Raw genomic sequence first — 22,237 nt, forward strand, 5'->3', positions numbered from 1 at the left:
TTTGTATATTCTCCTTTTGGTGTGGTGGATATCTATTCGATCTCCTTTCAGTCCATTCCAAAAAGGCAAGAGGGCAACTTCACGTTTACAGTTCAATATGCATATTTATAGGAGACAATCTTGATTTGGTGATGGAGGCAGGAGAAGGGGGCATCGCAGGATGGCTGTTTTATCAACAGGGCCAATTGAAAATAATATAGTGGTGGGAAGCGGCGAGCGTCCTACACAGAGAATTACAGTGAAATTAGACAATCGGAGTCTCACTAGTTTCTCTACCGTTCTGGTTCAAGGCTATTATTTGAATGGCGTTCGCACACTATACGTTGAGGAATTGTTTAATGTTTTGCCTAACCAGGTTATAACAAAAGACTATTATGCAGATTTGGATGCATTTGAGTTTATATTTACCACAGGTGATGATGCGGAGGATGAAGTTCAGATTTCCGTATGGGGGAAAAACGAGAACGGTCAACTGGTAACGGCACATCGTTTGGTGTCTGAGGAATTGTTAGGAGCGAACCCCGGTCTAGTCGGGGTAACGGGTGCGACTGGAGCTACAGGGACAGCAGGGGTTGCGGGAACAACTGGTCCTACAGGGGCTACAGGTGTTACAGGACTGACAGGAGTTACTGGTCCTCCTGGAGGAACTACGGGATCGACGGGAGAGACCGGTGTCACTGGGACCACGGGGGAGACAGGATCTACCGGAGTGACAGGAGTCACGGGCGCTACTGGAAGTACGGGGACCACAGGAGAGACAGGGCTTACCGGAGTGACGGGTGTTACTGGGAGCACGGGAGAAACAGGAACGACTGGGGCTACAGGTGCGACAGGCGTAACGGGGGCGACCGGAGTTACTGGAGATACGGGAGCGACAGGACTGACGGGAACGACCGGAGTCACTGGTGTTACAGGTGCAACGGGAGTAACAGGGGTGACCGGAGTCACTGGTGTTACAGGTGCAACGGGAGTAACAGGAACGACAGGAGCCACTGGTGTTACAGGTGCGACAGGAACGACAGGAGCCACTGGTGTTACAGGTGCGACAGGGACGACCGGAGTTACTGGAGATACGGGAGTGACAGGACTGACGGGAACGACTGGAGTCACTGGTGTTACAGGTGCAACAGGCGTAACAGGAACAACAGGAGGTACTGGTGTTACAGGCGCGACAGGCGTAACGGGTGCGACCGGAGTTACAGGTGCAACAGGCGTTACAGGGACGACTGGAGTTACTGGAGATACGGGAGCGACAGGACTGACGGGAACGACCGGAGTCACTGGTGTTACAGGCACGACTGGAGGTAGCGGGGTTACAGGTGCAACAGGCGTAACAGGGGCGACTGGAGATACTGGTGTTACAGGTGCAACCGGATTGACGGGAGCAACAGGAGTCACTGGTATAACAGGTGCGACAGGCGTAACGGGGACGACGGGAGTCACTGGTATAACAGGTGCGACAGGCGTAACGGGGACGACGGGAGTCACTGGTGTTACAGGTGCGACAGGTGTAACCGGAACGACTGGAGATACTGGGGTTACAGGTGCGACAGGCGCAACGGGAACGACCGGAGTCACTGGAGCAACTGGTGCGACAGGCGTAACAGGGACAACCGGGACGGCCGGAGTAACGGGAGCAACGGGAACGACCGGAGTCACTGGAGCAACTGGTGCGACAGGCGTAACAGGGACAACCGGGACGGCCGGAGTAACGGGAGCAACGGGAGCGACCGGAGTCACTGGGGTTACAGGTGCGACAGGCGTAACGGGGACGACCGGAGTCACTGGTGCTACAGGTGCGACAGGAGTGACGGGAACAACCGGGACGGCCGGAGTAACGGGAACAACGGGAACGACCGGAGTCACTGGAGCAACTGGTGCGACAGGCGTAACAGGGACAACCGGGACGGCCGGAGTCACTGGGGCTACAGGTGCGACAGGCGTGACCGGAACAACCGGGACGGCTGGTGTAACGGGAGCAACGGGAACGACCGGAGTCACTGGGGCTACAGGTGCGACAGGTGTGACGGGAACAACCGGGACAGCCGGAGTAACGGGAGCAACGGGAACGACCGGAGTCACTGGGGCTACAGGTGCGACAGGTGTGACGGGAACAACCGGGACGGCTGGAGTAACGGGAGCAACGGGAGCGACCGGAGTCACTGGGGCTACAGGTGCGACAGGAGTGACGGGAACAACCGGGACGGCTGGTGTAACGGGAGCAACGGGAACGACCGGAGCCACTGGGGCTACAGGTGCGACCGGATCAACAGCAGCTTCTGCTCCTGCGGATTCTTCCTTGTTTGCTGATAGCCAGACCACGGCGTTGGGTCTTTCATTAGTAGCTGAAACGACGATTCAGACACTTAATGTACCTGTAGTGGCAGGTCAACGCGTGAAAATCGATAATAGTACACAAGTAGCAATAGTTGTAGGGTCTAACTGGAGTATTGCGTATAACATTAATCTGAGACGTAACGGAGTTTTAATTAATCAATTGCAACTCTCACGAACCGGTAATGCTTCGGGAACGTTGAGGTTTCTTTCCTCCAACACTTACGTGGATACATCCCCGACTACAACGACTAATGCATACACGATAAGTATCCAATTTACGACAACTAGCAACGTCACGAGTGCCTCAGCGGAAGTGAGAAATCTGAATGCTATTCGTTTCAGTTAAAATAGACATCGAACTTATGATAATTACACGTTACTTTTGTTGACATATATGATGTTGTACATTACTCTATGGGTATACTTGATCAAAAACTTAGAAATGTACCAATTCGAATCGAATTAAAATAATACAGCGGATGATAACGAGCGGGAGAGACCTGGGTTAGCCGAGCAATATGGCTAGTGTTCAGGCACCGAAGGAGCAAGCTGCTGCGCACCCGGCGCAGTGGTTAATCTCTCAGGTAAATGTACCATCGTTGGACGCAACTCTGGAGAGTGCGCGAACTGCGCCACCCAAGGGGTATATGATCAGTCAGACCGGTGAACTTGTCTGTAATCGCAGGCAATTGCACCTTGTCGTGAGACACTGCTGATCGTGAAACTCTCAGGTATCGAGGACAGAGAGAGGGCCTAAGGCCTTCTTCTGTCCTTTTTTGATGTCATCATATCTAAATAAGGGACATTGTGGATGAAACTCCTGGATCGAAATGACGAATACATTTTACAAATATGAATCATGATTAATAATGGAGGGTTACAAGTGCGATTTAAAGATGTTTTCTCAATTATTGGTCCATCGATGACGGGGCCTTCAAGTTCACATACAGCTGGTGCGGCAAGGTTAGGAAGAATTGCTCGTCAGTGGCTAGGATGTACGCCAGATCGTGCCCGGCTGACCCTGTACGGTTCATTTGCAGATACGTATCAGGGGCACGGAACAGATCTGGCACTGATCGGCGGTCTGCTGGATTATGTCACAGACGATCCGCGTATCCCGGATGCAGAGCAATACGCAGAGGAAGCGGGCATGGAGGTTGAGTTTTATACAAGTGGCCTGCCTGCTCCTCATCCAAATACGGTCAAAATTGAGTTGTGGCATGGAGAACGTGCCTGCTCCTTAATCGGTGCATCCATTGGTGGTGGAAGCGTATCCGTGCATTCGATGAATGATTTTCGTGTTCAGATTAGTGGTGAGTTTCCAACACTCGTTCTGCGACATGCGGACAAAGCAGGGGTGCTTGCATCGGTAACGTCCACGATCAGTTCATCCGGGGTTAACATCGGGTATATGCAGGTGGACCGGAAAGCCCGTGATGGCGAAGCACTTACCGCGATGGAAATGGATGGTGTGCCTAATCCTGATATGCTCAAGCGTCTAAAAGAGCTGGACCATGTGCTGGACATTCGTGTCATTGATTTGAAGAGAGGAGTTGATTCGGATGCGGTTTAAACATTTGCACGAACTGAATACGATCTGTACAGCAGAATCCAAAACCATTGCTCAGCTGATGATCGAGGAGCAGGTTCAGGAGACCAATACACCGGAAGCGGATGTTGTGAAGCAGATGTCTGAATATTATCAGGTGATGAAGGAAGCGGTACGCAAAGGGTTAACGGAAGATACGACATCACGCAGTGGATTAACCGGTGGAGACGGCAAAAAAATGGCCGAGTACATTCGCAAGGGTGAGACTTGTTCAGGAGATGCTTCCGCACTTGCCATGGCGTATGCCCTGTGTGTGTCTGAAGTGAATGCCTCCATGGGCCGGATCGTGGCAACACCAACAGCCGGTTCCTGCGGCATTATCCCGGGTGTTTTTATCAGTTCACAGGAGCGATTTGGCTGGACGGACGAACATTTGGTGAACGGGTTGTTCTGTGCGGGAGCGATTGGTTATGTTATCGCCAACAATTCATTTATCTCCGGCGCCGAGGGTGGCTGTCAGGCGGAAGTGGGTTCCGCTATCGGCATGGCTGCGGGTGCCATGGTTGAACTGCGTGGAGGTACACCGGAACAGGTCGTTCATGCCGTTGGTTTGGCGTTAAAGAATACACTGGGCCTTATCTGCGATCCGGTCGCAGGCCTTGTTGAAATCCCGTGCATCGTCCGTAATGGACTGGGTGCAGTTACGGCGCTGGCTGCGGCTGACATGGCCCTGGCCGGAGTGCGTAGTGCCATTCCGTCAGACGAAGTCATCGATGTCATGCTGGAAGTAGGCAGTGCAATGCCGAGCCGCCATCGGGAGACAGCCCAAGGTGGACTGGCCCAGACGCCAACCGGCCGCAAAATGATGCAAAAGCTGGCTAAACCGAAGGCAAAGCGTGCAGAGCCTGAGCAGGAGTCGAAACCAGCGGATTCTGACATAACTACAAGTGGGGCGGACAATGCTCAAGTGGACAAGGGTACTCAGGTTTAAGCTGAACCGGGACCACCGATATATAAATCAGTGACATTATGATGTATAACGGCGAATACAAAATTACAAAACAAGCGTCCGCGAACCCGAATCCGGGTTATGCAGGACGCTTGTTTTATGCTGCCAGATGAAGCGAAGTTAGGATACTTATATTTGACTTCAGATGAATGTGTATTATGACTCTAGTTCTGGCTCACAGCCGTACTCAGTACGGCATATCCATACGCGGGCAGTTCAATGGCGAGTATGCCATCTTCCTTGGCAGTACGATGGTTTCCACCGAATAACTCGGTCCATTCCTCGTCACCAGCCTCCAGCTCGACAATAGCCGTCTCTTCTGATCGATTGAACAGAACCAGAATGCGTTCCTCCTCATTTTGTCGCTCAAATACCAGTTGGCTGCCATCGGGACGAGCCTGCAGGAAACGAACGGTGCCTTCTGCACGCAGGGCAGGATGAGCATGACGTAGGGAGATCAGTTTCTGATAAAAGTTAAACAGCTCTCGGTCTTGCTTCGCTTCATCCCATTCCATGCATTTACGGCAGCCCGGATCATGTTCGCCGTCCATGCCAATCTCGTCTCCGTAATAGATGCACGGAGCACCCATATAACTGAACTGGAATAACGCAGCCAGCTTCATCTTGCGCTGGTCGCCTTCACACAGCGTGAGCAGCCGCGTGGTATCGTGGCTGTCCAGCAAGTTGAACGCCACTTCGCTGGCCTGAAGCGGATAACGGGATAACTGTCGCCCGATGGAGTTTGCGAACTGTTCGGCGTGCATCGTATTTTTCACAAAGAAAGCATTCACGGCATCGGTAAACGGATAGTTCATGGACGCATCGAACTGGTCGCCTTGCAGCCAGGAAGAAGACTCGTTCCATACTTCGCCCAGAATGTAGGCATCCGGATTAGCCGCTTTGACTACACGGCGGAAATCACGCCAGAATGCATCGTCCACTTCGTCTGCCACATCCAGCCGCCATCCGTCCGCGCCCACTTCCTTAATCCAGTACTCGGCAACCTCCAGCAGATAGGCCTTAACCTCGGAATTCTCCGTATTCAGCTTTGGCATGTGCGCTTCGAATCCGAAGGTCTCATACGTTGGAATGCCGTCCTTCACGTCCAACGGGTATTCGTGTACATGGAACCAGTCCTTGTATTTGGATTGTTCTCCGTTCTTCTGCACATCTACAAACGGCGCAAATGTCTTCCCGGAATGGTTGAACACAGCATCCAGAAGTACGCGAATTCCACGTGCGTGGCACAGCTCGACCAGTCGTTTCACGGTATCTGCGTCACCAAAGTGCCGGTCTACCCGCAGGTAGTCTTCTGTATCATATTTATGATTGGTAGTGGCTTCGAAGATGGGTGTGAAGTAGATCGCATTAATGCCAAGATCGCTGATGTAATCCAGATGGTCGATCACGCCCTGAAGGTCACCGCCGAAGAAATTGAAAGGTGTCGGCTCACCACCCCACGGCTCTACCTTTTCCGGACTAATATCCGGGTTGCCGTTGGCGAATCGTTCAGGGAAAATCTGATAAAACACCGCGTCCTTAACCCATGCAGGGGGTGTGAATACAGCTCCGGCATGAATATAAGGGAACTGGAACATACGGCCCGGGTCGTCTGGTTCTTTTTCCTGGAAGTCCGTCTCGGTCATCCAGATCTGTTCGTCTCCGTTTTTGAGCAGAAAAGAGTACTTCAGTCGGTGGTAGGGAGGTTTCACCTCACCCTCGTAATAATCGAACATGGAGTCAGAGGTAAACTTGGTTAAGGGAACCAGCGCTTTGGTTGCATCCCACGCATATTTATCCCCGGTCAGGGCATGTACCTCGGTCAGATCATTCTTTTTGGCACGCAGGCGCAGATGGATTGTATCTTGGTCATAGGCATAGGCCCAGTTTCGTTTCGGTTGATGATAGATGGCTTCCAGCAGCATAATGAAATTCCTCCCGTCAGGTGTAGAACTTGTATGTACTTGGTAGACTTGATTAATATGACATTCCCCACGTTAATGGATAAGCTATAATTAGCATGTGTGGTAACGTAAAGGCTTGAACATTGTTTCAATAAGACATGAATTCATATGTTATAGACAGCTTTTATCATGATGATGCTCAGATATATCATTAACCCAATGGGGGCAGAAAGGAAACGAATATTCGGATGAAAACCAAACTGTTATATATTGAAGATGATACGGAAATTGCGACTTGGGTCAGAGCCGATCTGGAGGAGCGCGGTTATGAGGTGGTATGGCTCGGCAGTGGTGAAGGTGCAGCGGAGGCTGCTGTCGGTTGTTCACTCATTATTCTTGATGTCATGCTGCCCGGGCTGGATGGATTTACGGTGGGCCAGCGGCTGAAAAAAGAACATCCCGCGGTGCCCATTGTCATGCTCTCGGCCAGAACGTCCATTGACGACAAGTTGCACGGTCTTGATTTTGCCGATGACTATGTGACCAAACCATTTCACCCCGATGAACTGGCTGCCCGGATTGAAGTACAACTGCGTAAGGCAGGAACAGCGGTCTCATCGGATACAGCCCTGAAGCTGGATCATCTCTCCATCTATGAGAAGGACAACCGGATCGTCAATGAGGAGACGGGAGATGAGATTATTTTATCGGGAAAACAGTTCCACATCTTCGCCTACCTGCTACAACATATGGGCATGATTCGAACCAAAGAGCAGATCTATGAAGCCGTCTGGAACGAGCCCTATCTGGATGGGGACAAAACCTTAATGGTACATATTCGACATCTACGCGAAAAGCTGGAGCTTGATCCGGCCAATCCAGTAGTTATTCAGACAGTCCGTGGTGTGGGATATCGTGTGAAGAAGCCATGATTCGGTGGTTCAGAGAACGGAAGATCATGAAGGGAGAACGAAGCATGGAGCAAAAGCAATCCGGGCGGCGTAAGCTTCGCTTTGGGCGGTCCTTGATGTCCAGATACATCATCCTGATCTTGGCGGCTGTATTATTTGTCCCCGTCATTCTTCCGATCATGTCCATCATATATGTTGTTGTAGTGAATAACACGAATATGAATCAAGCGGCACCTTATGGTGACGTTACCCAGATCAGTAACCTCTGGTCGCTTGAAGCGGAGAACCTGGATGGTGCTTCGGATGAAGAGATTAAGGCCCAGTTGGAGCAATTACATGGCTCGTATCCCAAAGCTTCCATGTATCGTGTGAAAGCGAGCGGTGAGACCCTCTTTATTCTCGGTAGTGAAGATGTAACGCTTCTGAATTCCACGTCGCCGGATGGCAGGACAGACACGACATTGAGATGGTCACTGGATTCCGGGCAAACGGCAGAGACCCGAATTCCAGCCGAATGGAATGCGAACAATACCGTGCAATTCATGAAAGAAGCTTCCTTTCGCGATCCGTTGACCGTAGTTTCATATATTGGCGGGGGTGAAAAGGACAGAGGACAGGGCTTCATGATCATTGAAGTGCCGAGATCACTTCTGCAAATGAATCACAGTAACGGGCTGCTGGAACTTTTGTATCTCGGCATTGTAATGACCATCATCTTTCTGAGCTTCATCATGATGTCGATTCTCTTCTTCGCACGCATTCGCAAACGACTTATTCGTTTGCAGACAGCCATGATGACCACAGGCAAGGAAGGCCTCCCGCTTCCGGTAGATATCCGCCAGTCAGACGAGATCGGTCAACTGGAAGAAGCCTTCAATCAGATGGTGCATCAACTGTCCGACAGCCGTCACCGTGAACGCGAGGAGGAACAATTGCGCAAACGTCTCATTGCGGGGCTTTCCCACGATCTGCGTACCCCGCTAACGGTGATTCGTGGACATATGCATGCCTTGCACAAGGAAGAGCTGAGCGAGCAAGGTGACCGTTCATTACATCGCATGGAAGCAAAGATGGAGGACCTCGGCGGGCTCATTGACAACATGTTATCCTACAACTTGCTCACGAGCGGGAAATATACACTGAAGCTGGAAGAGAAAGATATACTGCGGATCGTCAGGGAAACGGCGGCGGCCTGGTACCCGGTCTGGGAGAAAGAGCAATTCGAGATTGATATTGACCTCCCGGAGGAACCGCTGATCTGGCATATGGATGAACAGGGCATGCGCCGTGTACTTGATAATTTGTTCCAAAACGTGATCCGTCATGCCGCCAGCGGGAAGTATATTAGCATATCAACCCAGGAGATTCAGGGTGAGACGGCTATTGTTATTCAGGATCGGGGTCCGGGAATGCAGCAGGATTCCGACACAAAAGGCACAGGTCTGGGCTTATCCATTGTAGACCTGTTGATTCGTGAGATGAGTCTGCGCAAGCGGGTAGATAGTTCCGATGCGGGTGTACAGACATATATCTACAGTGGTAAGGGAAATAAGGAAACAACAAACCGCTGAAATAGCTTTTTAAACTAAACTTAAACTAGAGACTACTTTGGCTTTAACCTTGGAAGGTTACGATAGTTCTGAGGTGATCATACAGTGAGTGAAAATATTATTCAAACGGCTAATCTATGGAAAACATACCGGGACCGTGCAGCGGTCCGTGAACTTGATCTGCATATTAAAAAGGGAGATATCTACGGCTTCCTCGGTCCCAACGGCGCCGGCAAAACAACAACGATTCGCATGCTTCTCGGCTTGATTAAACCAACCAAAGGTGTGATCCGTGTCTTCGACAAGGATATCCGCAAGGATCGCATGGATATTTTGCGCCGTGTGGGTTCCTTGGTCGAATACCCGTCCTATTACGGCCATCTGAACGCAGTAGAGAATCTGGAAACTTTGCGCCGCATCATCAATGTACCAAAATCAAGAATTGCTGAAGTGCTGTCCATTGTAGATCTGACCAAGGATGCCAAACGTTCAGTGAAGGGGTATTCCCTTGGGATGAAGCAACGTCTGGGTATTGCCAGCGCTTTGCTGGGTGAACCGGAGCTGCTGATTCTGGACGAACCAACGAATGGGCTTGATCCTGCCGGTATTCAGGAGATTCGGGAACTGATCAAACGCATGCCGCTGGAACATGGCATTACCGTTCTGGTTTCCAGCCACTTGCTGAGTGAAGTCGAACAGATGGCAAGTCGTGTTGGTATTATCCGTGAAGGCAAGATGGTGCTTCAGGATACCATCGCAAGTCTGCATAGTCAGACGGGTAGCTCTATCCGGTTAACGGTTTCCGAGCCGGAAGAGGCTATGAAGCTGGCGAGAGAACAGGGCCAATTTGGTCAGCAACAAGGTTCTGCATTAACTTTTCCTTATATGGATAACAGTTCAGTGGCACTGCTTGTGCGCCGATTAATTGAGCAGGATCATGATGTGTATCGTGTAGAGGAACAGCGTCAGTCGCTGGAAGATCTGTTCATGCGGGTCATTGGCGAGGGGGCTTCCATATGACCGGGCGTGCATTATCGTCAGACTGGCTCAAGATTCGGGGGAAAGGGATCTGGTTTCTTGTCTTTCTGGCCCCTCTTGGATTGACAGCGATGCAGGCGCTTAATTTTGGCTTACGGCTGGACTATCTGAAAGAGCAGTATGCAGATAACCTGTGGGGCGGATTATTGGGCAATGTGGTTGTCTTTGTGCCCTTGTCTCTGATGCTGGGAGCAACCATTCTCAGCTCCATGATCGCTAATGTTGAGCATGAACAGGGATCGTGGAAACAGTTGCTCGCGATGCCCATTCCCAGACCAGCCGTGTATTTAGCCAAGTTCCTGCTTGCTTGTGTGCTGCTGGTGATCTCCTGCCTGCTCTTAACCGCAGGCATTGTAGGTCTGGGTCTGATCCTCGGATTCCATGCCAGCGAAATACCTTGGACACATGCGATCAAGCTGGGGCTATTGCCTTTGGCTGGTGCACTTCCGGTGTTGTCACTGGAGTTGTGGCTCACGATGGTTAACAAAAATCAGGCGCTTCCCGTCACGTTGGGCATCGTTCTCGCGATAACGGGTATGTTCTCACTCAGTATCTCACCAATCTTTCCGCTCGCATGGGCACAGATGGCCTGGAATGGGCCTAATCCATACCTGTATGCAGGCATGGGGGCAGGTCTAGGGTTATTAATCCTGTTGCTGGGTATGGTGCATTTTAGCCGGAAGGATGTGGCCTGATATGAGCTTTGCGACAACGTACTTCCGAATCTTGTCCGCTGAACGATTGAAAATGAGCAAATCGCCCATATGGCTCCTGATTCTGCTGAGTCCACTCATTGCGCTGCTCATCGGACTGTTGTCCACGCCATCGGGAAATTGGCAGGTATTGATGACCACGATGGTTTTCCTACACGGATTGTTATTGTTACCGATGCTGACTGGCGTGTTTACGTCCTTTGTCTGCCGTTTTGAACATGCAGGTGGAGGGTGGAAGCAGATGCTGGTTTTGCCGCTCACACGTTCAGGTGTATATGCAGGTAAACTGACGATTGTACTCATGCTTCTGGCGGGTACGCAAGCATTGTTGCTGATGTCCATTCTGCTGGCAGGCATGATTCATGGCATTACAATGCCAGTACCTTGGGGATTCTTGGTAGGAAAACTGCTGCTTGGGTTGCTGGCCTGTGTCCCCTTGGCTGCCCTGCAGATGTTCGTTTCATTAGTGTGGAGCAGCTTCGCCGCACCGCTCGCACTGAATTTTGCACTGACCATACCGAATATTCTCATTGTAAACTCGGCGACATATGGGCCGTATTATCCATGGGCACAACCGATGATTCTGATGACACCCGTGGACGGCACAGGTTTCGGAGCCTACAATGTTCCACTGGTCACAATGCTGGCGGTTGTTGGAGGCAGTGCTGTTATTTTCATTGGAATCGGCATGATGTATTTTGCAAAAAAAGAAATCTGAATAATCCGTTACACCCTTGGTTATCGTAGATCAAAATCCTCTTTAAGCAAAACATGCAAACTCCATTGTATGTAGGCTTCAGGAGGATTTTTTCTAATGTCTGACCCACCCATCATGAATGGTCAGCTCCCTAACGAACCTGAGGAGTCTTAATCAAGGATTTGAAGTGATCTCAGCAATCTAAGGAACCTGAGACATGTTATATCCAATGAAACAACCGTTTGCAGCGTATATGACAGGAGATTATGGGGATTAACGTGTCTGATGTTCCTTAAAATATAAAAAGGGCATATGTACGCCAAATAAGATGTCCTGGGTTCTTTAGAAAATTGCTTAGCCATTCGTCAGAATCAGCTGACTTGGAATTGAACTTCAAACTTGTTAGAGGCTTACATTGATCCTTGTATAAATTGTCTGCCTTTGCAGGCACCTCCTAAGTAAATCAAAATTCCAAGTATTACCTCACACATCGTGTGAATTGAATCATAGATTGCAAGCAAAATGAGACGAGAATCTGGTAAAATAAAAAAAGCTGTTTCTAGGCAGGCTTACATGGTTATTCGAGGGTAGGCCCATTTTTGTAAGGGATAATTAATCCCTGCTGTTAGATGAAGATATTGGCTGAGAAAAGAGGGGTAAGCCTTGGATATTAATAAAACGGAAACCCTGAAGCGCATTATTTCTGAGGGAAGTTCTTACCAATCACTGTTTTTCAACCATCCTGATGCCATTTATGTAATGGACATCCATGGAAACTATATTGATGCTAATCCCTCGGTAGAGCGGATATCTGGGTATACACTGGATGACTTGATTCGTATGAATCAGAGTGAGATCTGTCCTCCTGACAGTGAAAATTCACGCAAACAATACATTAAAGAGGTACTGGCTGGACGTTCAGTCAGTAATCCCATTACTTTTTATCATAAAGATGGTTCCCTGAAACAGGCAGAGATAACGTATGTGCCTATAACGGAGGGAAAAGAAGTTGTCGGAATCTATGGCATTGCCAAAGATGTTACCGATATCCTGGAAGTGCAACGTGAGCTTAAGGAGGCACAGGAGAAATATCAGGTGCTGGCTGACCATGCACAAGATCTGATTACAACTTGTGCTACGGATGGCGAGTTGTTATACGTTTCCCCTTCCGTGTACACCTTGCTGGGTTATAAGCCGGAGGAAGTCATAGGTAAGTCCTTCAAGGATTATTGTTATTCGGGAGATTATCCGGACCCTATGGATCTTTCCAAGATCGGCAATGGCTGCAAGATGCGTGTGTTGCACAAGAAGGGACATTATATCTGGATGGAGACATTGGCGAAACCTGTTGCTGGAGAGCGTGGCAAGAGTGTCCAGATTGTAAGCATCAGCAGGGATATCACCCAGCATAAGGATGCGGAAAGACGTCTTCGGGAAAGCCGTCAGCGATACAGATCGTTGTTCGAACATAACCCGGCAGCTGTGTATTCATTGAATCTGGAAGGTAAATACAGCGCAGTGAACAGCAAACTGGTGCAAATGTTGGATATTCCGCGCAATAAGCTTATTGGCCAATCTTTTTTATCCAATCTGGATAAATGCGAAGTGCAACATGGCAAACATTATTTTGACATGGTGAAGCAAGGCGAACCGCAATATTATGAGACCCGAGTCGTCAATTCAAGTGGTCGGAAGATTGAAGTATCTGTTACGAATGTGCCCATTATTGTGGATAAGGAAATGGTGGGCGTCTATGGGATCGTGTCCGATATTACCGAGCGCAAGGAATACACGGAACGGATTCAGGAGCTCAGCAAGCAACATGAGCTGATTCTCAACACGGTTACAGAAGGAATATTTGGTTTGGATGCGGATGGAATCACCATGTTTATGAATCCAGCAGCAGCTTCGATGTTCGGTTATGAGGCGAAAGAATTCATTGGCAAAAACTCACATCCCATCATCCATCACACCCGTGCAGACGGAAGTCATTTGCCACAAGAAGAATGCCCGATCCACATGACTGTGTTGGATGGACAGATACGTTCAATCAAGGAAGATGTGTTCTGGCGTAAAGATGGCAGCAGCTTTCTGGTGCAGTATCAGGTGACGCCGATTATTGAACAGGGACAGATTCAGGGCGCGGTGGTTGTATTTAATGATGTGACTGGCGAACGTGAAATTGTACGTGCCAAAGAGACAGCTGAGCTGGCAGCTCAGGCCAAGTCGGAATTTCTGTCGATGGTTAGCCATGAGATCCGGACACCGATGAACGGGATCGTGGGGATGACAGAATTGTTGATCGGTACCGATTTATCGGAAGAACAGCGTGAATATGCCGAGATTATTCGAGACAGCGGCGATGCTCTGCTGAACATCCTTAATGATATTTTGGACTTCAGTAAGCTGGAATCGGGGAAAATGGCACTGGCTTATGAACCATTTGCATTACGCAAGATGTTGGAACAGGTTGCCGAACTGTTTAAACCGCTTGCAGATGAGAAACATCTGGAGATCAGATATCGTCTCAATCCAAGCATTCCTGAGTTCATGGTCGGTGACGCCATACGTATCCGGCAGATTCTGGTGAACTTGGTTGGCAATGCGCTCAAGTTCACAGATCAGGGAAGCATTGAGGTTGCCGTGGATATTATCAAGGGTAGAAAGCCTGAAGACAGTGTTCTTGATTTTGCGGTGCAAGATACGGGAATTGGCATCCCGGCTGACAAGCTGGATCAGTTGTTTCAGTCCTTCTCTCAACTGCATCCGGTGATTAACCGGAAGTATGGTGGTACCGGACTGGGACTGGTCATCTCCAAGCGACTCGTGGAGATCATGGGAGGTAGTATCAGTGTCGAGAGCATAGAAGGGGAAGGCTCAACCTTCCGGTTTGCTGTTCCTGCGGCGAGTGTAGATGCTTCAGCAGAACAGACAGCAAGTCAGTTCCATCATGATCGCACACGTCAAAGTGATAAGGTGGCCATGCGTATTCTGGTGGCGGAGGATCATCCGGTGAACCGGAAGATTTTGCGAGAATATCTGGAGAAGCTCGGATACCACGCAGATGTATGTACTAATGGTGTGGAGGCAATTGATGCCATCTCTCAGAATGCTTATGATATTGTCCTGATGGATATTCATATGCCTGTGATGGATGGACTGAAGGCGACAGACCTGTTACACCGCCTAATTCCACAGGATCGCATACCTCCAATCATCGCAGTTACAAGCAATGCCAAACGTGAAGATAAGGAAGCTTGTCTGGAGATTGGTATGCGTGACTTTATTAGCAAACCGGTTATGCTGAGTGAGTTGAAGCGGGTGTTACAACAGTGGGGGCCAAGGGACGAACCTCAGCTTGCACCGAATTGAACAACTACTCAAATCAATTATGAAATTGATTCATCTGGCTGTGAAAAATAATAAACACAAACATGCCAATAAGACTCCTCACATGGAATGTTATTGGCATGTTTGTGTTGGCAGACTTTTGAAGTTGAACTGAAGCATACACAGTGGAGTTGTATACGAATGGCTTATACCAATGTCAGACGATTGATGTTACCTGATAGGATTTCACAGGAATTGTTGAATTTCTCACGTTCCGTTGCATCCAGATTCAATTCGATAATCTCTTGAATACCATTGCCACCGATGATTGCAGGAACACCGACGCAAACGTTGTGTTGCTCGTACTCTCCGTCCAGAATAGCCGATACGGCGATGATCTTGTGTTCGTCATTGAGGATGGAACGGGTGATATGCGCGAGGGCATTACCGATTCCGAATTGGGTAGAACCTTTACGGGTAAAGATCTCCCATCCCGCATCTTTCGTTTTGCGTGCAATATCCTCCAGATCCAGATGTTTGAAGCGCTCCTTGTGCTGATCCATGATATGCATAATCGGTTTGCCACCGATGGTCACATGGGACCAGGCTACGAACTGTGATTCTCCGTGCTCTCCGAGAGCATAACCATGCACACTGCGTGGATCGATGGAGAAGACTTCAGATAGCAGTGTTTTGAGTCGTGAAGAATCAATGGACGTGCCTGTACCGATGACGTGTTCGCGCGGGAGGCCGGATAATTTCCATACCATATAAGTTACTATGTCAACCGGATTGGCAGCGACGACAAAAATCCCGTTAAATCCACTGTTCATGATCGGGACCACGATGTCTTTGGCAATCGATTCCGCTTCCTCCAGAATATCCAGCCGTGTCTGTCCTGGCTTGGGATTTGCCCCAGCGGTTAAGATAATCACATCCATATTGCCGCAATCGGCATACGTTCCTGCATATACTTTGGTGCGGTTATGTGTGAAGTCCATACAATGGGAAAAATCCAGTGCCTGCGCTACAGCACGGTCATACGTCCGGTCCACCATCATAATTTCCCTGCATATCGATTGATTAATCATGGAATACGCACAACTCGAACCGACAAGACCCGCCCCGATCACCGCTACTTTGCCTGATTTGCCTAACACTGCCGTTCAGCCCCCATTTAGATTGATATTTATCCGTTACTAATGCGTCCTATGTTAAGTATAGTCCTTTATTTTATGCTGTAATCCACTTCTACGTTACATAAGATAACACATGGAAAAGCTGTGCAGCAATGATATCCGCTATCGCGGGAGCGTATTGGAGTAACGGAGTTAACAAAATTGACATGAATAATTCATAATCATAAGATTTGACGGCGTTTGCACCTGTGTCATTCGACATGACAGCATTCATGCTTGTTGTCGGATTGGGGGTTATTTGTGCGGATCATATACCTGACAAAACTTCTTAGGAATCCGCAGAAACAGAACAAAACCGCCAAAGGGATCTGCCGAGAAGCTGACGAATACATACGGACAAGCAAAAGATAAGCATACTTGATCCATGAGACAGGTTGCCCCGATCCGATGACGGTTCCATAAAGGAACGCTGAAGCCATAATGTTTTTATCCAAAAATCAATTTCATAACTCACTAAAGGCATTATGAAATTGATTCCCAAAAGACTTCATTCCGGGAGGGAATTAATGATGATTGAAGAAGCAGGAGCAACGACGGAAACGGCCAAGAGCCTGGGCATAGGTGCCAGTACTCTTCGTAAATATGCGGCTGCACTGGAAGAACAGGGATACCGGTTCGAACGGTCCGCCAACAAATCCAGACTATTCAAGTCCGACGACATCGAGTGCATTGAACGCCTGATGACCGAACTCAGAGAGCATAATCTACCCCTGGCTGATGCTGTGGTGACTGTATTGGCTCCAGAAGTACCTGTAGCTGTAGTAGAAGTAGATGTACCGGTGACGGGGATTGAAAGTCTGTCAGAGACGGAATGTGCAGCGACAGCCATGTCATCCGTATTCCCTGAAGAACCTGAAATAATGGGTAATCTGAGATCCTATGAAGGTCTGGGGCAACTGGTAAGTGAGGTGACTTATGGTGCCGTGGAACAACAGCAGGATGATCGGGTACAGCTGCTGCAACAGCGGGTCGATGAACTGGAGCTGACCCTTCAGCATCTGGCGGAGACACATATGGCGCTTCAGGAACAGATGGAGAAACAGCGTCTATGGATGAACGAGAAGCTGGAAGAGGAGCGGGATCGTGAACTCGTAACCAATCTGCGCAGTTTCCAGGGAAGAAAACGCAAACCCAAAGGAGTATCCCTGCGTATGTTGTTCGGGTTCCTGCCCAAGAAGCATAAGGAAGCTTGAGCAACAGGCATTTACCCATCGTGATTTTGCATTATGGGCCTGATATAATAAGCTCCATACAACATGAAGACTGGCAAAGAACTGCTCGGTATAGATAAAGACTGAGTGGATCAGGAAGCTGGCGTGGGAGGATCTGTGGAGCTGCGACGAAGTTGGCAAAGATTGCTCGGACTATGGACGGATCGTCCTCGGCGGAAAGGCACGACCATTGCTGAGCGTTATACAATACAGGAATTGCTGGGTATGGGGAGCTATGGGCTGACATACCTGTGTACAGATGACCAGAACGGCAGGGAAGTGGCATTGAAGGAGTCCAAGCCTAGCAAGGGCAGACTCTCTGCGCACCTGTTGGAGCGGGAGGCGGACGTGATGAGACGTCTGCATCATCCAGCGATCCCTGATCTATTGGATGTGTTCACATCCGGGAGACGAAGTTATATCGTTACCGAGTATATTCGTGGACAGACGCTGGAAGATTGCATATTTGAGCAAGGTCTTCGATATACGGAGCGGGAATGTGTGGAATTGGCAGGTCAACTGCTGGCTCCGGTGGCTCATGTGCATGAGCAGGGATATATTCATGGAGATGTGCGGATTCCCAATGTTATTTTACGTGAAGGGACGGTGCATCTGATTGACTTTGGCCTGGCGAGACGCTTGGGGGAGCCGTTGTTGCCGGAGCTGAAGCGACGTATGCGTGAAGTCCCTGAGCCTGAAGATGAACCGGCTACACCGGATCATGATTTGCAGGATATCGGCCACTTTCTTCTCTTTATGCTGTATTCGGCTTATGAGCCAGAGAAGGGCCGTGAACCCGCCAGCTGGCAGGAGGAACTTAAGCTTACGCCGGAATTGCACCAGATGCTGGAGCGACTCCTTGGACTCCGGCTAAGTTATGAGGGTGGGGCGACAGAGTTACAGGCAGAGATTGAGAAAGTGTTGCTGAAATTACAATGAAAATAAGCTCTATAGGCGGATCTATATTTGTTATCCGTGACCTCTTCGTATGATATCTGCAGGGGTCTTTTTCCTTTTTACTGAAAATGCACAACGTATCAAAACAGTGGGTTAAATGATATAATGGATAACAATTACACGTTGAAGGAGGCGATTCATCTTATGCTTAAAAAACTGGAAGGCGATCATGCCGAATTATTCAAAACATGGTTTCATAGCAAAAAAGACACCATTGTGGATATTGAAGGTAAGCATTATTTAATCAAGCCGCTGGAAAACGTGGTTCAGGAAGAAATAGAAAGTGATCTGGAGCTCAAAACTTTAATTATGCAAGCCAAAAAAGATATTTCTTCGGGTAGGGTCTACTCTACAGATGATATAATTGACGCAATTGAAAAAGGGAATTTATAGATGTTGATCCAGTGGACACCTTCAGCAAGAAAGGCTCTCGCTCAAATCAGAAGTGTTCGTTTCACTCAGGAAGAGACAAAGCTCTATAAGATTGAACTAGTTCGAAGAATTGAGATGAAAGTGGCTGTCATGGCGGAATCCATGCCAGCTCAGGAACCATCCTGGCAAGGGACGTACCGGATATTAGTTGATAAATTTAAAGTGTATTATTCGTTCTCCCTGGATAAGCGAATTTGCTATATTGAAGCATTAAGACATCAAAATCAGCAAAATTGATACATACTTATATAGAAACAAATAAAGGGGTGTTCTGCTGGCCGTAAGTACGGCTAGCGAACACCCCTTTATTACATATTCATTTATTGTAGCGTCTAATAAGCTGCTGGCACGATCATTGCTCTTTAAAGCAGTGGTGAAAGCCGCTTAGCTGGAGCTATATTTTCTGCTTTTGTAATACCCGGAGCCACTACGGCTATCCCGGTATTTCACATCTGAAGAAGAATAGCGCTTGTAGGAACGCTTGCCTGAGGAGCTGCTGTGACGTTTATATGAGCGCCTGTCGGAGGAGCTATGACGTTTGCGGTGAGATGAAGATTTGGAATCGATAAGTTTGCCGATAATCTTTTTGAACATGAGCTTTCACCCTTTCGACTTCAACTGTTTTAAGCATATACGCAGCTAAATCAGAAGGGGTTTCGATTTTTTCATGGATAATTGTATTCATTGGACAGGAGCTTGGCGTATAATAGGATGTTGCTGATCGCACGGAATTTTTTATTTTGAGTGTTTAGCGTTACAATAGAGGACAGGATAAGATCTTAACGGACAGGAGTAGTTGTTATGATTACAATAAAGACCAAAGAACAGATTGAATATATGAAAAAAGCCGGAGAAATTCTCGCCGCATGCCATAGAGAAATTGCAAAGATGATTCGTCCAGGCATTACGACACAGGAGATCGATCAGTTTGCAGAAGCTTTTATGAAGAAAAATGGCGCTACGCCGGAACAAAAGGGATATAACGGGTACCAATATGCGACATGTGCGTCGGTTAATGATGTGATCTGTCACGGGTTTCCGGGAAAATATGCACTGAAAGACGGCGATATCGTTACAATCGACATGGTCGTTAATCTGAATGGCTGGCTGGCGGATTCGGCTTGGTCATATGCCGTAGGTGAAGTGACTCCGGAAGCACAACATCTGCTGGATGTAACCAAAAACTCTCTGTACAAAGGCATTGAACTTGCCGTGGTGGGCAACCGGATCGGAGATATCTCCAATGCGATTCAAGTGTATGCAGAAGGTGAAGGCCTATCGGTTGTGCGTGAGTTTATCGGACACGGCATTGGTGAGAAGATGCATGAGGAACCACAAGTCCCTCACTACGGTCCGCCTCATCGGGGTCCGCGTCTCAAGGAAGGCATGGTTATTACGATCGAACCGATGCTGAATATTGGTACGTTCCGAAGTAAGCTGGATTCAGATGGATGGACTGCTCGTACTTTGGATGGAAGTCTGTCTGCCCAGTATGAACATACGATTGCGATTACGGCGGATGGTCCAGTGATTTTGACAGCACAATAATAGCCAAAAGCAGCTACAATGTGACGATATTTGCATATTTCAAGGCGGCCCACGTTTGTGAACCGCCTGTTTCGGTTTAAACTATTAAGAAGTGATAACACAGAGCCAGTGGTAAGTGATCTCAGCTGACAAGGGTTAACCTTGCGTCCACTTGGCAACAAGGAGGTAATTTTGGTGTCTTTAAATAAACAGATCGTACTTGCTTCTCGTCCCGAAGGTGCCCCATCCAGAGAGAATTTCAAATTCATTGATGCACCTCTTCCTGAACCGGAAGCTGGGCAAGTCCTGGTACGTACATTATATTTGTCGGTTGATCCATACATGCGGGGCCGCATGAAAGATACAAAATCCTATGCTGCACCGTACGCGTTAAATGAAGTGATTAAGGGTGGAGCCATTGGACAGGTTGTGGAATCTTCGGAACCGAATCTGCGCAAAGGTGACCTCGTATCCGGTATGTGGGGCTGGCAACAATATGCCGCAGTGAATACGGCTGATCTTTCGCTAATTGATACCGAAGAAGCACCAATCACGGCTTACCTGGGTGCGCTGGGCCTGACGGGTCTGACGGCTTATTTTGGTATGGAGGACATCGGCAAACCGAAGGACGGCGAAACGGTTGTTGTATCGGGAGCAGCCGGAGCGGTAGGCATGATTGCAGGTCAGATTGGTAAAATTGTGGGAGCACGCGTGGTTGGTATTGCAGGCTCTGATGAAAAATGCGCTTATTTGAAAGAAAAGCTGGGCTTCGATGTGGTGTTGAACTACAAGAAGGAGCAGGATATGTCAGCGGCCATTGAACGGGCTTGCCCGGACGGCGTAGATGTCTACTTTGACAATGTTGGCGGTGACATCTCGGATGCAGTCTTGCGCCACATCAATCGGAATGCACGTATTCCGTTATGCGGTCAGATCTCGTCTTATAATCTGGAGAAGCCGGATATCGGGATGCGACCACAGACGTTGCTGTTAACAAATACAGCATTAATGAAAGGTTTCCTGCTGGGTGACTATACGAAATCCTTCAAGGAAGGCCGCGCCAAGTTGGCGAAATGGATCAAGGAAGGTCATATCCAGTATGAAGAAAACATTGTGGACGGGTTCGAACAGACGCCGGAAGCATTCATGGGTCTCTTCTCGGGAGATAATCTGGGCAAGCAACTGGTTAAGGTTGCAGATCCTGAATAGATATTGAATGGTTTACATGTACAATTAGGTTGAAAACGAAAAGACACGTTCTGCACACCGAGGGTGCAGCAGAACGTGTCTTTTTTATCTGTAAATCTGTGCGTGGTCTATGTAGGGTGACTAGTGTTCGGCGACCAGCACTTCTTTGTAGTGTTTGTACATATATACACGCCAGCGTACAATCATGCCAAAAGCCAGCAGGAAGAACAATCCGCCTGTTTGCGGAATACTTACATATCGCTGAATGACTTCATGCAGGATCAGGCGTACGGCCAGCAATCCAAGCAAGATAAAAGCAAAGCTGCGAGAACGTGTGGCAAAAATTTCTTCACCTACTCGTTCAAACCGTGTACTGCGAATGAGGGGATAGGAGAAGAGGAACCAGCCCACCAGAAACGCAATGAATGCCCAGAGTAGAGGAACATGAGTCTCCGGTACAACAAACATGAGAAATCCTGTGCTCATGCCGAGCGGAGGAATAAGGATTTTACGAATGGTCACCGGTCTGTGACTGGCTTTCATGCGGATGAAGATGGCAAGCAGTGCCATGACAAGCATGCCCACGGTTGCTCCGATTTGCAGGTAGTACGGACTGATTTGAGCCACGTAGAACTCCCTCTTTCTGGAATAATATGTTATCCGGAGATCCGGAACCCAATACGAA

At 48.7% G+C, this 22,237-nt stretch carries 17 protein-coding genes and 2 riboswitches; of the genes, 14 read left to right on the forward strand and 3 right to left on the reverse strand.

What is annotated here, in order from left to right:
• Positions 1-160: 160 nt before the first annotated feature.
• The 3 genes from NST38_RS02560 to sdaAA all read left to right on the forward strand — a co-directional run bounded on the left by NST38_RS02560 (position 161) and on the right by sdaAA (position 4,877).
• Positions 161-2,683, forward strand: a complete 2,523-nt coding sequence (locus tag NST38_RS02560) for a hypothetical protein (RefSeq protein WP_341343771.1) — start codon at positions 161-163, stop codon at positions 2,681-2,683.
• 134 nt (positions 2,684-2,817) lie between these two features.
• Positions 2,818-2,942: riboswitch (glycine riboswitch) on the forward strand.
• A 4-nt stretch (positions 2,943-2,946) separates the two neighbouring features.
• A riboswitch (glycine riboswitch) is annotated at positions 2,947-3,083 on the forward strand.
• A gap of 137 nt (positions 3,084-3,220) precedes the next feature.
• Complete coding sequence (gene sdaAB, locus NST38_RS02565) at positions 3,221-3,910, forward strand: L-serine ammonia-lyase, iron-sulfur-dependent subunit beta (RefSeq protein WP_036607511.1); 690 nt, start codon at positions 3,221-3,223, stop codon at positions 3,908-3,910.
• Positions 3,900-4,877 carry an L-serine ammonia-lyase, iron-sulfur-dependent, subunit alpha gene (gene sdaAA / locus NST38_RS02570; RefSeq protein WP_076254437.1) on the forward strand — a complete coding sequence of 326 codons (978 nt, stop codon included), beginning with the start codon at positions 3,900-3,902 and terminating at the stop codon, positions 4,875-4,877. The genes sdaAB and sdaAA overlap by 11 nt, the downstream gene beginning before the upstream one ends.
• Positions 4,878-5,059: 182 nt before the next feature.
• On the opposite strand, the gene NST38_RS02575 is transcribed toward sdaAA, so the two are convergent.
• A complete protein-coding gene (locus NST38_RS02575) occupies positions 5,060-6,820 on the reverse strand; it encodes an alpha-glycosidase (RefSeq protein WP_076254440.1) in 1,761 nt (586 codons plus the stop codon).
• A 227-nt stretch (positions 6,821-7,047) separates the two neighbouring features.
• On the opposite strand from NST38_RS02575, the gene NST38_RS02580 reads away from it, so the two are divergent.
• The 6 genes from NST38_RS02580 (at position 7,048) to NST38_RS02605 (ending at position 15,080) form a co-directional block, all read left to right on the forward strand.
• A complete protein-coding gene (locus NST38_RS02580) occupies positions 7,048-7,731 on the forward strand; it encodes a response regulator transcription factor (RefSeq protein WP_076254442.1) in 684 nt (227 codons plus the stop codon).
• A 26-nt stretch (positions 7,732-7,757) separates the two neighbouring features.
• Positions 7,758-9,281: a sensor histidine kinase gene (locus NST38_RS02585; RefSeq protein ID WP_076254523.1), complete on the forward strand. Its 1,524-nt coding sequence runs from the start codon at positions 7,758-7,760 to the stop codon at positions 9,279-9,281.
• A gap of 84 nt (positions 9,282-9,365) precedes the next feature.
• On the forward strand, positions 9,366-10,280 hold the full coding sequence (locus NST38_RS02590; RefSeq protein WP_036672188.1) for an ABC transporter ATP-binding protein: 915 nt from the start codon (positions 9,366-9,368) through the stop codon (positions 10,278-10,280).
• Positions 10,277-10,993 carry an ABC transporter permease gene (locus tag NST38_RS02595; protein WP_036607500.1) on the forward strand — a complete coding sequence of 239 codons (717 nt, stop codon included), beginning with the start codon at positions 10,277-10,279 and terminating at the stop codon, positions 10,991-10,993. Before NST38_RS02590 ends, NST38_RS02595 begins: the two co-directional genes overlap by 4 nt.
• 1 nt (position 10,994) lies before the next feature.
• Positions 10,995-11,729, forward strand: a complete 735-nt coding sequence (locus tag NST38_RS02600; protein WP_076254444.1) for an ABC transporter permease — start codon at positions 10,995-10,997, stop codon at positions 11,727-11,729.
• 642 nt (positions 11,730-12,371) lie between these two features.
• Positions 12,372-15,080, forward strand: a complete 2,709-nt coding sequence (locus NST38_RS02605) for a PAS domain S-box protein (protein ID WP_076254446.1) — start codon at positions 12,372-12,374, stop codon at positions 15,078-15,080.
• A 164-nt stretch (positions 15,081-15,244) separates the two neighbouring features.
• Here the strand turns inward: NST38_RS02605 and NST38_RS02610 are convergent, their stop codons facing one another.
• A complete protein-coding gene (locus NST38_RS02610) occupies positions 15,245-16,198 on the reverse strand; it encodes an L-lactate dehydrogenase (protein ID WP_036607494.1) in 954 nt (317 codons plus the stop codon).
• 545 nt (positions 16,199-16,743) lie between these two features.
• Here NST38_RS02610 and NST38_RS02615 point away from each other — a divergent pair.
• From NST38_RS02615 to NST38_RS02635, 5 genes are all read left to right on the forward strand, one after another.
• Positions 16,744-17,430 (forward strand): hypothetical protein, encoded by a 687-nt coding sequence (locus NST38_RS02615; RefSeq protein WP_083685128.1) that lies wholly within the window; start codon positions 16,744-16,746, stop codon positions 17,428-17,430.
• Positions 17,431-17,535: 105 nt separating this feature from the next.
• Positions 17,536-18,387: a serine/threonine protein kinase gene (locus tag NST38_RS02620; RefSeq protein ID WP_179087963.1), complete on the forward strand. Its 852-nt coding sequence runs from the start codon at positions 17,536-17,538 to the stop codon at positions 18,385-18,387.
• A 162-nt stretch (positions 18,388-18,549) separates the two neighbouring features.
• Positions 18,550-18,798 carry a hypothetical protein gene (locus NST38_RS02625; RefSeq protein WP_017690948.1) on the forward strand — a complete coding sequence of 83 codons (249 nt, stop codon included), beginning with the start codon at positions 18,550-18,552 and terminating at the stop codon, positions 18,796-18,798.
• 840 nt (positions 18,799-19,638) lie between these two features.
• On the forward strand, positions 19,639-20,385 hold the full coding sequence (gene map / locus NST38_RS02630; protein ID WP_036607489.1) for a type I methionyl aminopeptidase: 747 nt from the start codon (positions 19,639-19,641) through the stop codon (positions 20,383-20,385).
• Between the two features lie 174 nt (positions 20,386-20,559).
• Entirely contained in the window at positions 20,560-21,573 is a 1,014-nt protein-coding gene (locus tag NST38_RS02635; protein WP_036607487.1) for an NADP-dependent oxidoreductase, read from the forward strand.
• 120 nt (positions 21,574-21,693) lie between these two features.
• On the opposite strand, the gene NST38_RS02640 is transcribed toward NST38_RS02635, so the two are convergent.
• Positions 21,694-22,179: a CcdC family protein gene (locus NST38_RS02640; RefSeq protein ID WP_176873064.1), complete on the reverse strand. Its 486-nt coding sequence runs from the start codon at positions 22,177-22,179 to the stop codon at positions 21,694-21,696.
• Positions 22,180-22,237 lie beyond the last annotated feature (58 nt).

The sequence above is a fragment of the Paenibacillus sp. FSL H8-0104 genome, from assembly GCF_038050215.1.
GTDB lineage: Bacteria > Bacillota > Bacilli > Paenibacillales > Paenibacillaceae > Paenibacillus > Paenibacillus amylolyticus.

Coding starts and splice junctions, on each gene's coding strand:
- NST38_RS02560 (WP_341343771.1), top strand. CDS start 161: ATGGCTGTTTTATCAACAGGGCCAATTGAAAATAATATAGTGGTGGGA.
- sdaAA (WP_076254437.1), top strand. CDS start 3,900: ATGCGGTTTAAACATTTGCACGAACTGAATACGATCTGTACAGCAGAA.
- NST38_RS02575 (WP_076254440.1), bottom strand. CDS start 6,820: ATGCTGCTGGAAGCCATCTATCATCAACCGAAACGAAACTGGGCCTAT.
- NST38_RS02580 (WP_076254442.1), top strand. CDS start 7,048: ATGAAAACCAAACTGTTATATATTGAAGATGATACGGAAATTGCGACT.
- NST38_RS02585 (WP_076254523.1), top strand. CDS start 7,758: ATGAAGGGAGAACGAAGCATGGAGCAAAAGCAATCCGGGCGGCGTAAG.
- NST38_RS02595 (WP_036607500.1), top strand. CDS start 10,277: ATGACCGGGCGTGCATTATCGTCAGACTGGCTCAAGATTCGGGGGAAA.
- NST38_RS02600 (WP_076254444.1), top strand. CDS start 10,995: ATGAGCTTTGCGACAACGTACTTCCGAATCTTGTCCGCTGAACGATTG.
- NST38_RS02615 (WP_083685128.1), top strand. CDS start 16,744: ATGATGATTGAAGAAGCAGGAGCAACGACGGAAACGGCCAAGAGCCTG.
- NST38_RS02625 (WP_017690948.1), top strand. CDS start 18,550: ATGCTTAAAAAACTGGAAGGCGATCATGCCGAATTATTCAAAACATGG.
- map (WP_036607489.1), top strand. CDS start 19,639: ATGATTACAATAAAGACCAAAGAACAGATTGAATATATGAAAAAAGCC.